15 protein-coding genes are annotated in these 14212 nt (G+C 57.0%); 11 read left to right on the top strand and 4 right to left on the bottom strand.

Going from position 1 to position 14212, the window contains the following annotated elements:
- Positions 1-389: 389 nt before the first annotated feature.
- Positions 390-1304 carry a LysR family transcriptional regulator gene (locus tag ACR0NA_RS13560; RefSeq protein ID WP_170657399.1) on the bottom strand — a complete coding sequence of 305 codons (915 nt, stop codon included), beginning with the start codon at positions 1302-1304 and terminating at the stop codon, positions 390-392.
- Positions 1305-1404: 100 nt separating this feature from the next.
- Here ACR0NA_RS13560 and ACR0NA_RS13555 point away from each other — a divergent pair, with 100 nt between their 5' ends.
- The gene (locus ACR0NA_RS13555) at positions 1405-2529 is read left to right on the top strand and encodes an enolase C-terminal domain-like protein (RefSeq protein ID WP_480729532.1); all 1125 of its coding nucleotides are present in this window, start codon (positions 1405-1407) and stop codon (positions 2527-2529) included.
- An 11-nt stretch (positions 2530-2540) separates the two neighbouring features.
- Here ACR0NA_RS13555 and ACR0NA_RS13550 read toward each other — a convergent pair whose 3' ends face one another.
- The gene (locus tag ACR0NA_RS13550; protein ID WP_170657394.1) at positions 2541-3056 is read right to left on the bottom strand and encodes a winged helix DNA-binding protein; all 516 of its coding nucleotides are present in this window, start codon (positions 3054-3056) and stop codon (positions 2541-2543) included.
- 120 nt (positions 3057-3176) lie between these two features.
- Between ACR0NA_RS13550 and ACR0NA_RS13545 the strand changes: the two genes are divergently transcribed.
- The 9 genes from ACR0NA_RS13545 to ACR0NA_RS13505 all read left to right on the top strand — a co-directional run bounded on the left by ACR0NA_RS13545 (position 3177) and on the right by ACR0NA_RS13505 (position 11298).
- Positions 3177-4439, top strand: a complete 1263-nt coding sequence (locus tag ACR0NA_RS13545; protein WP_480729529.1) for an NAD(P)/FAD-dependent oxidoreductase — start codon at positions 3177-3179, stop codon at positions 4437-4439.
- 38 nt (positions 4440-4477) lie between these two features.
- Positions 4478-5461: a TRAP transporter substrate-binding protein gene (locus ACR0NA_RS13540; RefSeq protein ID WP_170657387.1), complete on the top strand. Its 984-nt coding sequence runs from the start codon at positions 4478-4480 to the stop codon at positions 5459-5461.
- A 63-nt stretch (positions 5462-5524) separates the two neighbouring features.
- On the top strand, positions 5525-6058 hold the full coding sequence (locus ACR0NA_RS13535; RefSeq protein ID WP_170657384.1) for a TRAP transporter small permease: 534 nt from the start codon (positions 5525-5527) through the stop codon (positions 6056-6058).
- Positions 6059-6061: 3 nt separating this feature from the next.
- Positions 6062-7378 carry a TRAP transporter large permease subunit gene (locus tag ACR0NA_RS13530; RefSeq protein ID WP_170657381.1) on the top strand — a complete coding sequence of 439 codons (1317 nt, stop codon included), beginning with the start codon at positions 6062-6064 and terminating at the stop codon, positions 7376-7378.
- A 68-nt stretch (positions 7379-7446) separates the two neighbouring features.
- Positions 7447-8370: a TgpA N-terminal domain-containing protein gene (locus tag ACR0NA_RS13525; protein ID WP_480729523.1), complete on the top strand. Its 924-nt coding sequence runs from the start codon at positions 7447-7449 to the stop codon at positions 8368-8370.
- Positions 8357-9106, top strand: coding sequence for a 5-oxoprolinase subunit B family protein (locus ACR0NA_RS13520; protein WP_480729521.1), 750 nt, complete (start codon positions 8357-8359; stop codon positions 9104-9106). The genes ACR0NA_RS13525 and ACR0NA_RS13520 overlap by 14 nt, the downstream gene beginning before the upstream one ends.
- Complete coding sequence (locus ACR0NA_RS13515) at positions 9103-10101, top strand: 5-oxoprolinase subunit C family protein (protein WP_480729518.1); 999 nt, start codon at positions 9103-9105, stop codon at positions 10099-10101. Before ACR0NA_RS13520 ends, ACR0NA_RS13515 begins: the two co-directional genes overlap by 4 nt.
- Before the next feature lie 11 nt (positions 10102-10112).
- Complete coding sequence (locus ACR0NA_RS13510) at positions 10113-10874, top strand: LamB/YcsF family protein (RefSeq protein WP_480729513.1); 762 nt, start codon at positions 10113-10115, stop codon at positions 10872-10874.
- Positions 10875-11001: 127 nt separating this feature from the next.
- Positions 11002-11298, top strand: coding sequence for a hypothetical protein (locus tag ACR0NA_RS13505; protein WP_480729510.1), 297 nt, complete (start codon positions 11002-11004; stop codon positions 11296-11298).
- Between the two features lie 67 nt (positions 11299-11365).
- Here the strand turns inward: ACR0NA_RS13505 and ACR0NA_RS13500 are convergent, their stop codons facing one another.
- Positions 11366-12766, bottom strand: coding sequence for a D-alanyl-D-alanine carboxypeptidase family protein (locus ACR0NA_RS13500; protein ID WP_170657369.1), 1401 nt, complete (start codon positions 12764-12766; stop codon positions 11366-11368).
- A gap of 279 nt (positions 12767-13045) precedes the next feature.
- Positions 13046-13747 (bottom strand): HAD family hydrolase, encoded by a 702-nt coding sequence (locus ACR0NA_RS13495; RefSeq protein WP_480729508.1) that lies wholly within the window; start codon positions 13745-13747, stop codon positions 13046-13048.
- A 112-nt stretch (positions 13748-13859) separates the two neighbouring features.
- On the opposite strand from ACR0NA_RS13495, the gene clpS reads away from it, so the two are divergent.
- Positions 13860-14180, top strand: a complete 321-nt coding sequence (gene clpS, locus ACR0NA_RS13490) for an ATP-dependent Clp protease adapter ClpS (RefSeq protein ID WP_480729504.1) — start codon at positions 13860-13862, stop codon at positions 14178-14180.
- Positions 14181-14212: the final 32 nt, after the last annotated feature.

Genomic DNA, 14212 nt, shown 5'->3' with positions numbered 1-14212 from the left:
CAAATCACAACCTCAGATGCCCCCAGTCTATCCTGAGCGTCTCCGCCGCTTCCGCCGCGTCCCAAGCGCCTCAGCAGCGCCGGTGAAGGGGGTTCTAAGGTTTACTACAAACCGCCGCAAGCACAAAATTACTCAACACCAAACTTTTTTACGTTTCCATGTTATACTCAATTAAATCATATAGTTAAATCATTTGCAGGTACGCACTTTGGCTTCAAACCGATCAATATCCCGGCCGAACCATCCCACTGGTTTTTATGCAAACGAGACTCGAACACAACATATAGGCGTCGGTGCAAGGGGGGACACAAGTGGGACCGAGTCGTTTCCCACCCGAGCGATTCACTTACGCGAATGCTCGACAGCGAACATCGGGCTACTTTTGCGATTCATCCCCTCTGAAAAAGACTAGGAACAGCCAGTTCCTCCATGCTTTCGGATATCTGTTTAAGAAACTGCTTGCCAATCGCGGAAACAGGTCGCCCCGCCGCTGTTACAATAACGACATCCAGCAGTATTCGCGGCTCGAACCGGCGCAAAACATATCCCTTCCGGTCGTCACTGGACAAAGTGAACGGGTCGACAAGCGTCACCCCCAATCCCTGCTTGACCATATTCAGTGCATTTCGGAACAGATCGGTATGACACCTGATGCGCATGTGCGATCCATCCCTGTGAAAGGCTTCGCGGGCGCGGCGGTTCACCATGTGGTCAGAACCCATGACGATAAACGGTACGTCATCCAAACGTTTTGGTGTCAGCACGTCATAGTCAACCAATGGGCTGTCTTCAGGCACCGCACACATAATCTCAAAGAAGAACTGCGTCTGTGTAAGCCCGTCGTGGCGCACCGGAGGTTCACAAATTCCAATCTCGAACAGGCCAGCTACCACCCACTCCTGAATCTTTGACGAATATTGGGATTGAAAGGCAATTGTCAGATTTGGCTTGCCGGCGGCGAACCTTGCAATCTCACCAGGCATAAATCCAAAGGCCATTGCATGGTTGGTAGCCACCTGTAGCTGCCCTGCTTTTTGGTTCTGCAAATCCAGCACGGCCTGATTTACGTGATCAAGGCCGCGGACGACCGTATCTATCTCCTCATACAGAACCGTTGCCTCGGGCGTTGGCAGCAACCGGCCACGGCTGCGCTCGAACAGAGTAAGCCGGGTGTGGCGCTCCAATTGCCCCAAGAGGTTTGAAATTGCGGGCTGAGATACGCCAAGCAGCTCGGCAGCGCGCGTGACGGTGCCGCTTTCGATGGTGGCGTGAAAGGCCTGATAGTGGCGGAAATATGAGGACATGCTGAACCTATATCAGCAAAACTTATGGTTTGTGCATAAATTTATATTGGAAATGATAGATCGGACTCATCACACTACCCTCAACTATAGGGAGGACACCGTGAGCGTGTTGCAAACCATCACAGGCTTTGATCTGTGGCATTTGGAATTGCCGGTTGTTTCGGCGCGCGATCATGGCATCGGGCGGGTCGAGGGGTCTTGTGAAATCGTAGTGCTGCGACTTACGGCGGAAGGAGGGGCGCAAGGATATGGCGAAGCCTCACCTTGGTCCGTATTCACCGGGACACCCGAGGCGACCTATGCCGCGCTGGACCGGTATATCCGGCCCTTGGTGATCGGGCGGCGGGTCGGAGACCGCGCTGCCATCATGGCAGAGGCGACCCGGGCGGTCGCGCATTGCACGGAAGCCAAGGCGGCATTGGAAACCGCTTTGCTGGATCTTGCCGGACGCATCACAGACCAACCCGTCTGGTCATTGCTGGGGGGCAAATGCCGCGACACAATCCCCCTCAGTTGTTCCATCGCAAATCCGGATTTCGACGCGGATATTGCCCTGCTTGAGCGGCTGCGCGAAGACAAAGTCGGCCTGATAAAGCTCAAAACCGGGTTCAAGGATCATGCCTTCGACATCATGCGGCTTGAGCGCATTGCACAGGATTTTTCCGAGTTCCGTGTGCGGGTCGACTACAATCAGGGGCTCGAGATTGAACAGGCCATTCCACAGGTTCTGGATGTCGCCGGGTTCTCCCCCGACTTTATCGAACAGCCTGTCCGCTTTCACCACTTTGACATGATGGCGCAGTTACGAAGCATGACCGATGTGCCCCTGCTTGCCGACGAAAGCGTATTCGGGCCAGAAGACATGGTCAGGGCTGCACGCGAAGGCATCTGTGATGGCGTTTCGGTCAAGATCATGAAGTCCGGGGGCCTGACACGCGGCCAGACAGTTGCACGAATGGCTGCCGCAAATGGCCTGATGGCTTATGGCGGTGACATGTTCGAAGCAGGGCTGGCGCATCTTGCCGGTACCCACATGATTGCTGCAACGCCCGAAATCACACTGGGATGCGAATTCTATCAGGCCTCGTATTTCCTGAAAGAAGATATTCTGGAAACGCCTTTTGAGGTTCGCGACGGTCAGGTCGTTGTGCCGGATGGACCGGGTCTGGGGCAGCGGCCTGACACCGACAAGCTGAATCACTATGCCGTTCGGAGGTCAGCGTGAGGCCCGGGTCCTCAAAATGCGGTGGCCGCACGCGCGGCCTGGTCGTACTGGCCCGACATCAGTCTCAACAGGCTGGAGACACGGCCAAGCTGTTCGGGTTCGATTCCGCATTCCTGCATCGCCTCAAGCAAAAGGGTCTCGCGCACCTCTTTATAACGCGCGCAGGCGGTTACGCCTTCGGGCGTCGCCTCGACCGTCTTTTCCTTGCCTTGTCGGCCCACCTTCACCAATCCGACCTTGCTCAGTTTCTTGACCGAATAGTTGACCGTGTGCGTGTCCTCGACGTTCAGGACAAGACAAATATCGGCCAGCTTTTTCGGCTTGTCCCGGTGTCGGACAGTATGCAGCACCAGCACATCCAGCGCAGAAAAGCCGGAATAACCTGCTGCATCCATCGCCCTCACCATCCAGCGCGCGTTTGCATGGCTTACAACTATCAATCCAAATTCGAATTCGGACAGTTCCGGGAAAGGTCCGTCGGCAAGATGGGCAGAGGACACGATTGGGCCAAATGTAGATCCAGACATGGGTGGAGCCTATGAGATATGCGCATTTTGTCAACAATTTGTTGACGTATTGTCAAAGTGTGTCACTCTGCCCGCAACGGATTCGCGAATTGGGCGCAAAATGTGCGCTCGGAGAAAGCAATGACTGAGCAACCCAAGACCATCGCCATCATCGGTGCCGGAATTGTCGGCGTATCCACGGCCATTTGGCTGCAGCGCGATGGTCATCAGGTTGTGCTGATCGACCGCAAGGGACCGGCCGAGGGGACCTCGTTTGGCAACGGCGGAATTCTGGCATCCTGCTCGATCATACCGGTAACGGTTCCGGGCCTTCTAAAAAAAGCGCCACGGATGCTGTTTGACCCTAACCAGCCGCTGTTTCTGAAATGGGGGTACCTGCCGAAACTGGCGCCTTGGCTGATGAAGTACCTCAGCCATGCCAATGCGAACGAAACCAGCCGGATCGCTGCTGCGCTTGCTCCCATCGTCGGCGACAGCCTTCAGGATCATCTGGCCTTGGCGGAAGGCACAGGTGCCGAAAAGTGGATCGTACCGTCAGACTACCTGTTCATCTATGACGACCGGAGCCATTTTCAGGGTGATGCCTTTGGTTGGGGATTGCGGCGGCAGCACGGATTCACCTGGGACGAGATGGAGGGGGCGGAGTTTCACGAATATGATCCGGCCTTTGCCTCGGACCTCAACTTTGCGGCGCGGCTGAAAGACCATGGAAGGATCGCGGACCCCGGTCAGTATGTCAAAGACCTGGCTGGCCACTTTCAGGCGCAGGGAGGCCGGCTGGTCAAAGCCGATGCCGAAGATATTGTTCACGAAAACGGCAAGGTCATTGCCGTACGCGCGGCCGGGCAGAATATCCCATGTGACGCGGCAGTGATCGCCACCGGAGTATGGTCTGGCCCATTGGCGAAAAAGTTGGGTCTGAATGTTCCGCTGGAATCTGAACGCGGATACCATCTGGAGTTCTGGGATCCGTCGATCATGCCGAAGGCGCCTGTCATGGTGGCTTCCCGGAAAATCGTGGCCACCCCGATGGACGGCCGTTTGCGACTGGCCGGTGTGGTTGAATTCGGCGGAACCGAAGCCGAAGCATCGGATGCCCCGATCGAACTGCTGCACAAAAGCGCAAAGGCGGTATTCCCGGATCTGAAAGCCTCGAATGTCACTGACTGGCTGGGCCATCGTCCGGCACCAGCCGACTCCATTCCGGTGATCGGCGAGCTGCCTCACATAAAGGGTGCGTTCACCGGCTTTGGACATCATCACATTGGGCTGACAGGCGGACCAAAAACCGGCCGCCTGCTGGCTCAACTCATCTCGGGACGGCAACCCAATGTTGACCTGAGCGTCTATTCACCGGCACGGTACACGAAGGCCGGAAACTGAAAACAGGCATCAAGAACTAACCAAACAGGGAGAAAAGCATGAAGAAGATTGCTCAACTGATGACCGCAACGGCGTTGACCGCAGCGGCAGCCGCGCCGGCATTTGCCGAAAAATGGGATATGCCCATGGCCTATTCCGGTTCGAACTTTCATTCGGTGACCGGTGCGGAATTCGCCAAATGCGTCACCACCGGCACGCAGGGCGAGATCGAGATCGTCACTCACCCGTCGGGTTCACTGTTCCCCGGCGCGCAGATCAAACGCGCAATCCAGACCGGCCAGGTGCCGATCGGCGAGCGTCTGCTGTCCGGCCACCAGAACGAAAACGCCATCTTTGGTGTGGATTCGATTCCGTTCCTTGCAACCTCCTTTGACGACGCTGACAAGCTGTGGCAGGCGGCAAAGCCGACACTTGAAAAAGTGCTGGCCGATCAAAACCTGACGCTGCTCTACTCGGTGCCGTGGCCGCCGCAGGGGCTGTATTTCCGGGACGAGGTGAACTCGGTCGCAGACATGGAAGGTATCAAGTTCCGTTCGTACAACAACGCCACCGCGCGTCTGGCCGAACTGACAGGGATGCTGCCGGTGACCATCGAAGCCGCCGAAATCAGTCAAGCCTTTGCCACCGGTGTAGCGGATTCAATGGTCAGTTCGGGGGCAACCGGTTATGACCGCAAAGTCTGGGAGAGCCTGAACTACTTCTATGAAGTAGATGCTTGGCTGCCGCGCAACTACATCATGGTGAACTCAGACACTTGGTCGGGCGTGTCCGATAAGAACAAGGCCGTGATTCACGCCTGTGCTGAGTTGGCTGAATACGCCGGAACATGGCGCGCTGTGCAATATACAGACTTCACACTCAAAGGTCTGACGGACGGCGGTATGACCGTGTCCAAAGCTAGCGATCAGATGAAGGGTGAACTGCAGCAGATCGGCGAAACCATGACCGCCGAATGGCTGGAAGCCGCAGGCGATGATGGCAAGGCCATTGTCGAAGCGTTCCAGGCATCCAAGTCGGAATAATTCCGGACCGGGGCGGGCCACGGGTCCGCCCCCAATCCCAAATAAAACAAACAGGGGGGCATCATGACCATGGCCCAGCGGCTTCGCTCCGCCCTTGATTTTCTGTACCTCGGCGCCGGTGTTATGGCTGCACTCTGCCTGATCGCGATCCTCGCGTTGATCGTGATCCAGATGGTGGCCCGCTGGACGGGTGAGGTATTTCCCGGCGCGCCGGATTATGCAGGCTATGCTATGGCTGCGGCCTCGTTTCTGGCCTTTGCAAACGCACTCAATCGCGGCGCCCATATCCGCGTGTCGATCCTGCTGAATGCAGTCGGCCCCAAAACGCAAAGGATCATCAATATCTGGTGCTTTGCTATCGGCACGGCAATCGCCTGGTACTTCGTCCGCTATTGCGCCAAGTTCGTCTACTGGTCGTGGAAGTTCAACGATATCAGCCAGGGACAGGACAGAACCGCGCTTTGGATACCGCAATCCATCATGCTGATCGGCGCGGTGATCCTTGCCATTGCGCTGACGGACCACCTGATCAGTCTCATCTTCAACGGCGACCACCGGATCAAGCGTGATCTCGTCGATCAGAGCTTTGGAGAGTAAATCATGGAAGATTTTTCGATCATCATCCTGTTTCTCTTCGTTCTGTTCCTGCTGCTGGGCAGCGGCGTCTGGGTTGGCCTTGCCCTGATGGGTGTCGCCTGGGTCGGGATGGAACTGTTCACCACGCGCCCTGTCGGCGACGTGATGTTGACCACAATTTGGACATCGTCGTCCTCGTGGACCCTAACTGCCTTGCCGCTGTTCATCTGGATGGGTGAAATCCTTTATCGAACGCGATTGTCCGAAGACATGTTCAAGGGCCTCGCCCCGTGGATGGCGGGCTTGCCCGGAGGGCTGGTTCATACAAACATCGTGGGCTGCACCGTGTTCGCTGCGGTATCGGGTTCATCCGCCGCAACGCTGACCACGGTCGGCAAGATGTCGATCCCCGAATTGCGCAAGCGTGAATACCCCGAACCGATGATCATCGGTACACTGGCGGGCGCGGCAACGCTGGGTCTTATGATCCCGCCTTCGCTGACGCTGATCGTCTATGGCGTGACCATCAACGAGTCGATTTCCAAGCTGTTCTTTGCAGGGATTTTACCCGGCCTCGTTCTGGCGTCGATGTTCATGGCCTATGTGGCGATCACGTCGCGGGTGTCAAAGAACTGGAACCCGGCGCAGGAGCCGCCTCTGACATTTGGGCAAAGGCTGTCGAACTCGCGCTTTCTGCTGCCTGTGATCTGCCTCATCCTTGTGGTGATCGGGTCGATGTACCTGGGCTATGCAACCGCGACCGAAGCTGCTGCATTCGGCGTTATTGGCGGCCTGATCCTCGCAGCGTCACAGGGTTCACTCACCTGGCAGACTTTCACGGAAAGCCTGATGGGGGCCACCCGCACCAGTGCGATGATCGCACTGATTCTGGCGGGTGCGGCATTCCTGTCGCTTTCGATGGGCTTTACAGGGTTGCCACGCGGATTGGCTGATCTGATCGCACAGCTGGAGCTCAGCCGGTTCGAACTGCTGATGGTGTTGCTGGTCTTTTACATCGTGTTGGGCATGTTCCTCGATGGTATCTCATCGGTCGTTCTGACGATGGCGGTTGTTGAACCGATGGTCCGACAGGCCGGCATCGATCTAATCTGGTTTGGCATCTTCATCGTCGTCGTGGTCGAGATGGCCCAGATCACTCCGCCGATCGGGTTCAACCTGTTCGTGTTGCAGGGCATGACGAACCACGAAATGGGCTTTATCGCCCGCGCGGCCTTCCCGATGTTCCTGATCATGGTCCTGATGGTCTTTGTGCTGATCGCCTTCCCCGAGATCGCAACCTGGCTACCCGAGAATATCAGACAGGCGCCCGGCGGGGGCTGACGCGCTAACAAACGACGCACGCTGGCCCCATTGGGGCCAGCGCATTCCTAATTCATCGGCCCGGGGCCATGATCCTTTCCTGCCTTACTTTCATCGCTCGCCACGGGAAACTTGGCCTGATCGCAGGTCTGGTTGCGGGTGTTGCATTCCCGGGCATGGCAGAAACCCTGCGATACTGGATTCCAGAGCTTGTGGCGCTGCTGCTGTTTCTGACTGCATTCCGCATCGGTCCCGTGGAAACTGTCGAAAACCTTGGCGCGCTGGCCCGGACCATCACAACTGCATTGGTATTGCAACTGGCGCTACCGGTTCTGTTCCTGTTCGGATTTCTTGTTTCAGGACTGCCTTTAACACCACTGACCTTGGCGGTCGCATTAATGCTGGCCGCGCCATCGGTTACCGGCTCGGCCAATTTTTCGATCCTTCTAAATCATGAACCCGCCCCGGCGTTGCGTCTTCTTATCGTAGGAACCGCCATTCTGCCGCTCACCTGCATTCCGGTTTTCTGGCTGTTGCCGCAGTTCGGCGCGTTGTCTTCGGTGCTGCTTGCCGCCATCCGCCTACTGGCAGTGATCCTGTTGGCCGCATCCTTAGGCTTTGCTTTACGTCACTGGGGTTTTCGATCCATGAACGTCGATCAACGCAGGGCGACCGACGGTCTGACCGTCATCGTGCTGGCAATCGTAGTCGTTGGGTTAATGTCCGCCATCCGCCCTGCATTCGAGCGCGACCCCGCCGAACTTGGTTTCTGGCTGGTTGCAGCGTTTGGCGTCAATTTCGGAATGCAGATTGTGACCTATGCCATCCTGAAAACCAGAGGACGATCAGACGCGGTTCCCACTGCAATTGTCGCGGGAAACCGAAATTTTGCATTGTTCTTTGTGGCCCTGCCGCCCGAGACGACTGATCCGCTGCTGATCTTTCTTGGCTGCTACCAGTTCCCGATGTATCTGACCCCTACCCTCATGCGGAGGCTTTATGACCCACGCTGATCTCTTTCCCATGGTGCGCAATGTCGGGCTGGACGGCATGCTTGTCACCTTCGCCGACACAATGACGGAAACGTCAAACCGGGCGGCGCTGGCGTTTCGTGGCGCCTTGGAAAGCCATGCGCTGGATGGTGTGATCGAAACCTCCACCTCACTTGCATCGGCCTATCTGCGTTTCGACGTCACACGAGTGTCGCATGATACGATCAAAACGCAGCTGGACAAGATTCTGTCCCAGCGCGACTGGTATGCGGCGCCCCTGCCCACAGGTCGCAAACTGTGGCGGGTTCCTACGGTCTATGGCACGGATCTAGCCCCACAACTGGACGAAGCCGCCGCAGCCGCCGGACTGTCCAGCGACGAAGCCGTGCGCAGGCTCAGCCAGACCCGGGTTCGCGTTCTGACAATCGGTTTTGCCCCAGGCCAGCCTTACCTTGGCCCATTGGGACCCGAGTTCAACATTCCCCGCCTAAAGGAGTTGAACCCGATGGTGCCGGAAGGCGCACTGGTTCTTGCGATCTCGCAATTTGTGTTGTTTTCGGGCCCGACACCGACCGGCTGGCGACACATCGGACAAACGGCGTTCCGGTGCTTTCGACCTGAAATGGAGCAGAGCTTTGCCCTGAACCCCGGCGACGAGATGCTGTTTGAACCAGTCAGCCAGAGCGAACTGGAACGCATTCGCAACGACAACGGCGATGGTTTTGGCGGCGCAACCTTTCAGGAGATTGCAGCATGAGCCTGATCGTCCACCGAGTTGGCCCAGCCTGCACCATTCAGGATCAGGGGCGACAGGGTTATCTGGATCAGGGCCTTTCACGCTCGGGTGCTGCCGATATTCTGGCGTTGCACGAAGGGGCTGCCCTGCTGGGTCAGAGCCCGATACTCGCCGCGCTGGAAATGGCTGGAATAGGCGGAGAATTCGAGGCCACCAAAGACACACGCTTCGCTTTGACGGGCGCGCCGATGCAGGCCAGCATTGATGGTACACCAGTTCTATGGAATGCCTCGCATTTGCTGACCAAAGGTCAAAGACTGACGATCGGCTCGGTGCTCAAAGGCAGCTATGGCTATCTGCATGTTGGCGGCGGAATCGCCAGTGACGTTTTTCTTGGCTCCCGCTCGGCACATCTGACGGCCAAGGTCGGGCGTGCGGTTGAGGCCGGGGACGTTGTTCCAACTGGCCGGGATTCAGGCGAAACTGGCATGAAGCTTTTGCTGTCCGAACGGTTCTCGGGCGGGGTATTGCGTGTCATCCCCAGTTTCCAGACAGCAATGTTCGATGAAGCGACGCTTGAACGGTTTACCCAAACCGAGTTCAGTCGCGGACCACGTGCCAACCGGATGGGAATGCAACTGGAGAATGACGGTGAAGGCTTTGCCGCTACGGGTCAGCTGAACATCCTGTCCGAGGTCATCACCCCGGGTGACATTCAGATGACGGGAACAGGCAACCCGTTCATCCTGCTGCCGGAATGTCAGACAACGGGCGGCTATCCACGAATTGCAACGGTTCTGCCCTGCGACATGCCACGTGCCGCACAAACGCCTGCCGGAAACAGGATCAGGTTCCAGTTCGTTACGCTGGATGAGGCAACAATGTTGCACACGGCGTTCACCAAGGATCTTGACCGGCTGGCGCGCCGCGTTGAACCATTGGTCCGCGACCCGCATGACATCCCGGATCTTCTGTCCTACCAATTGATCGACGGAATGATCTCTGCCAACGACTGAGGAGTGTGCCGATGAGCCGCGTCGATTTGAATGCCGATATGGGGGAAAGTTTCGGCCCATGGAAAATGGGCGATGATGCAAGCCTTCTGAAAATCATCACATCGGCCAATATCGCCTGCGGCTTTCACGCAGGTGACCCGGACGTTATGTCGGCGACGATGAAACTGGCCGCGGAAAACGGCGTCGGAATCGGCGCGCACCCCGGCTTTCCTGACCTGCAGGGGTTCGGCCGCCGCAACATGAAGGTGCCTCATGAAAGCCTGCGCAATCTGGTTCGCTATCAGTTGGGCGCGGCAAAAGGTATGGCTGCGGCAGTCGGAACCAGTGTGCGGCACCTGAAACTGCACGGCGCACTGGCCAATATGTGCTCGGTCGATATCGACATGGCCCGCGCCTGTTATCAGGGCGCTCTGGATGTGGACCCCGACATCATCATCATGGTTCTGGCCGTCACCAAACAGGAAGAGGCCGTTCGTGAACTGGGATGTAAATGGGTGGGCGAGATATTCGCCGACCGCGCCTATAACGACGACGGCACTCTGGTCGACCGCAGCCTACACGGCGCGGTTATCCACGACCCCGAAGTTGCCGGCCCGCGCATCCTGAACATGGTGCGTCAGGGCGCCATCATCACAGAAAGCGGCAAGCATCTGGAAACGTCGATCGACACCATCTGCCTGCATGGTGACGGGCCGACGGCCGTCCAGATTGCCCGCTCGGTGCGCGACTGCCTGATCGGAGGAGGCGTCGAGGTGACAAAGTTCACGCGTTGAGTTTCGGGTGCTTCACAGACGATTGGCACGACCAAACAAGAAACTGGCACCAAATCGAATGCAGGTATCTGCATGGCGACCCAAATCTCTGGCATTGGTCAATTAATCCTGATGCCGGAGGTGTTTGATGAACCTGAATGCGGATCAAAATCTTTCCTTCCAAGACAGCCGGATGGAAATTGAAACCCTTACCTGCCAGCCTGACAACCTGCGAAGAAAACTCGCTTTGGTTCACCTGGCATGCGACCTTCAGGCCAGAGTATCCGAAGGCGATATTGTGCGTATCAAAGCCCCCCAAAAGACGGGCGCAAGCAGTTTGCCGGAGTTTTGGCAGATCGCGATGATCGAGAACAGAAAGGGCAGGACATATGCCTATTGTGTTCCCGAACTCGCACTGAACTCTCGGGCGATGTTGTTGGTCTAACCACTGCAAAAAAAGGGCTGCGAAATTTCTTTCGCAGCCAATGTTCTTCAGGAGAGAATGCCGGGTCTTATGATGGCCCGATCATGAAACAGGTGACGTTGCGGGCCTTCAGTCGGCGACAGGCCAGATCAGCCTGCTCCCGTGTCATTCCCTGGAACGTCGCGTCAAAGCCACGAGAGCTTTGGTTCACTTTTCGCAGAGTACCATCCAGTGTGGTCATTTCGGCCAACGCTGTTCGCAGCAGAATTTTCTCGGCTTCATACCGCGTGGTGTAGCGACCGACGTTTACACCCCAAAGATGGCCGCCCGATGTAGACAGGCGGGTAACGACCTCTTGTTCAGGCTCGGGCTGAGTGGCCGGATCGGTCGAAGCCAGAACCAGATTTTCAGGCCGCAGCGCCGGGCGGGTGTCAGAGCTTTCGACCGGCGGTGCAGTGGGCGCGATGTCCGCAGCCGCAATTGCTGCGGCAATGCCCGCCTGAATGCGCGTGCCGTTCTTGGCGGCGGTTTCTGCAACCGTCCCAGCAATCTGAATCGGCGTACCGATGCCCGGCCGCAGAACAGGGCGAAGGCTTTTTTGTGGGGCGCCGACAAGACGCACAGCATTGCTCAGACCTTCCAGCCCGGCATTGCCCGCATAACGGGGCCGCGCGGGTTTACGGATGGGCGCCCGCGAGGGAGCCCGGCGAAATCCGAGGTCGAGCAATTCAGCGACCTTGGCGTTACGGGACGCGCCGGATTTACCGCCAAAAACAGTTGCGATGACTCGTTCGTTCCCCCGCTTGGCTGACGCGACCAGATTAAATCCAGCTGCACGTGTGTAGCCTGTCTTGATCCCATCAGCACCTTTGTAGGCGGCCAAAAGGCGGCGGTTGGTATTGGGTACCGTCTTGATCCCCGCGTGCGTCGATTGCCGCGAAAACAGGTTGTAGTATTGCGGATAGTCATACAGCAAATGGCGACCCAAAGTGGTCATGTCTCGGGCCGAGGAAAGATGCCCGGCCTCGGTCAGACCATGCGCGTTCTTGAAGGTCGTTCGCGTCATGCCCATCGCCTTGGCCGTCCGTGTCATACGACGCGCAAACGCCGCCTCGGACCCGCTGAGCGCGATACCAATTGCTGTCGCCGCATCATTGGCGGATTTCACCGCCGCGGCTCGGATCAAATACCGAAACGCAATGGTCTGGCCGCTGCGCAAACCCAGCTTTGACGGCGGCTCTGACGCGGCCTTCTGCGTAATACGAACCGGGGTATCCAACGTGATTTCACCGTTTCGCACCGCTTCAAACGCGATGTAGAGCGTCATCATCTTGGTCAGGGATGCCGGGTGAAGCCGCGCGTCAGCATTTCTGGAATGCAGCACCTCACCGGTGCGCGCGTCGATCACCATGGCCGCATATGGCGCGGCCATAACTTTCACCGGCATGATAAGAACAAGCCACGACAATACTATGAGAAATAGGCCCATTCGGGCCGGAACTGTCCGCCGAATCTGCACGATCTTTGCCTCTGTCTGCCTCGCGCCGCCAGGTTTTCCCGGTCGGCAAAATTGATTTTATTGTCTCAAGGCTATCACAGCAAAGCTGCGAAAGAAACTGTAAGCTGTGTTTTTGGGGATCAAATTATGTATTACAGACCTACGAAATCTTGTGCGTGCTACCCCGCAACACACAAAACCCGGGATGATGGCAGGATTTTGACCGAAGTCCGGTACATTTCCTGACGGATGGTACAGAACTGCAACAGGTCATGACAACGCATTTACCAACACGGAGAGGCCTTTGAGGTCAGGCAATTGCCGATACCGTTGCTCGCCGTCCGGCACCTCGGCATGTTCGATCTCCCAAACCAACCCATGCGGAACGTGAACAGCCCAACATCCGGCCCGAAGGGGCGCGACCACATCTGATCGCAAAGAGTTCCCCACCATCATGGATGCGGCCGCGCCATGACCATGCCGCCGGAAGATGCTTTTGTACGTTTCCGGCGTTTTCTCGGAAACGATTTCAACTTCGTCGAAAAGCTCGCCCAATCCCGACTGCGCCAGCTTTCGCTCCTGATCAATCAGATCGCCTTTGGTGATCAGAAGAACACGGTGTGTTTCCGCCACAGCTTCGACCGCCTCGCGGGCGTGGGGCAACAGTTCGATGGGATGCCTCAGCATCTCCTGCCCCGCTTCGATCAACTGTCGGATGACCGAGGCGGGAACACGGTTGTCTGTTACGTCGATGGCGGTCTCGATCATCGAAAGCGTAAATCCTTTGATCCCATAGCCATAATGGCGAATGTTGCGTTTTTCAGCCTCCAGCAGACGATCCATCAGATGATCTTTTTCTGCATAATCCGCCAGCAACCCGGCAAAATGGGTCTGCGTCAGCTGAAAGAACCGTTCATTGTGCCAAAGGGTATCGTCCGCATCGAAACCCACAGTCGTGAGCTTTTGTCTCATACCGAACTCGCCTGCTTCCTCTTTTCTCTCGTTGCGCTAAGGTTATATAAGCGCTCTATCAATTCGAACCCTGAATCGGACAGTTGCAATCATGCTGCCAGAGTCTTGGAAAATGTCGGATAATCCGGACGACGATGACAACACGTCCGTCCTTGTACAGACGCGCCCCAAGACCAAGCGCCCCCCACTTTACAAGGTGCTGCTGCTGAACGATGATTATACGCCGATGGAATTCGTGGTTCACGTGCTGGAGCGGTTCTTTGGCATGTCACACGCGCAGGCGTTCGAAATCATGTTGACGGTCCACAAGAAGGGCGTGGCTGTTGTTGGCGTCTTCAGCCACGAGATTGCCGAGACCAAGGTCGGGCAAGTCATGGATTTCGCCCGCAGGCATCAACATCCCCTGCAATGCACCATGGAAAGGGAAGACTGAGGCGGTTTTAGGGGCCGCACCGGCTCACCCCG

The sequence above is a fragment of the Ruegeria sp. C11 genome, assembly GCF_056537725.1.
This window is presented reverse-complemented; position numbering and strand designations above follow the sequence as displayed.

Coding starts and splice junctions, on each gene's coding strand:
- ACR0NA_RS13510 (WP_480729513.1), top strand. CDS start 10,113: ATGAGCCGCGTCGATTTGAATGCCGATATGGGGGAAAGTTTCGGCCCA.
- ACR0NA_RS13530 (WP_170657381.1), top strand. CDS start 6,062: ATGGAAGATTTTTCGATCATCATCCTGTTTCTCTTCGTTCTGTTCCTG.
- ACR0NA_RS13560 (WP_170657399.1), bottom strand. CDS start 1,304: ATGTCCTCATATTTCCGCCACTATCAGGCCTTTCACGCCACCATCGAA.
- ACR0NA_RS13525 (WP_480729523.1), top strand. CDS start 7,447: ATGATCCTTTCCTGCCTTACTTTCATCGCTCGCCACGGGAAACTTGGC.
- ACR0NA_RS13550 (WP_170657394.1), bottom strand. CDS start 3,056: ATGTCTGGATCTACATTTGGCCCAATCGTGTCCTCTGCCCATCTTGCC.
- clpS (WP_480729504.1), top strand. CDS start 13,860: ATGTCGGATAATCCGGACGACGATGACAACACGTCCGTCCTTGTACAG.
- ACR0NA_RS13505 (WP_480729510.1), top strand. CDS start 11,002: ATGAACCTGAATGCGGATCAAAATCTTTCCTTCCAAGACAGCCGGATG.
- ACR0NA_RS13540 (WP_170657387.1), top strand. CDS start 4,478: ATGAAGAAGATTGCTCAACTGATGACCGCAACGGCGTTGACCGCAGCG.
- ACR0NA_RS13545 (WP_480729529.1), top strand. CDS start 3,177: ATGACTGAGCAACCCAAGACCATCGCCATCATCGGTGCCGGAATTGTC.
- ACR0NA_RS13515 (WP_480729518.1), top strand. CDS start 9,103: ATGAGCCTGATCGTCCACCGAGTTGGCCCAGCCTGCACCATTCAGGAT.
- ACR0NA_RS13535 (WP_170657384.1), top strand. CDS start 5,525: ATGACCATGGCCCAGCGGCTTCGCTCCGCCCTTGATTTTCTGTACCTC.
- ACR0NA_RS13520 (WP_480729521.1), top strand. CDS start 8,357: ATGACCCACGCTGATCTCTTTCCCATGGTGCGCAATGTCGGGCTGGAC.
- ACR0NA_RS13495 (WP_480729508.1), bottom strand. CDS start 13,747: ATGAGACAAAAGCTCACGACTGTGGGTTTCGATGCGGACGATACCCTT.
- ACR0NA_RS13500 (WP_170657369.1), bottom strand. CDS start 12,766: ATGGGCCTATTTCTCATAGTATTGTCGTGGCTTGTTCTTATCATGCCG.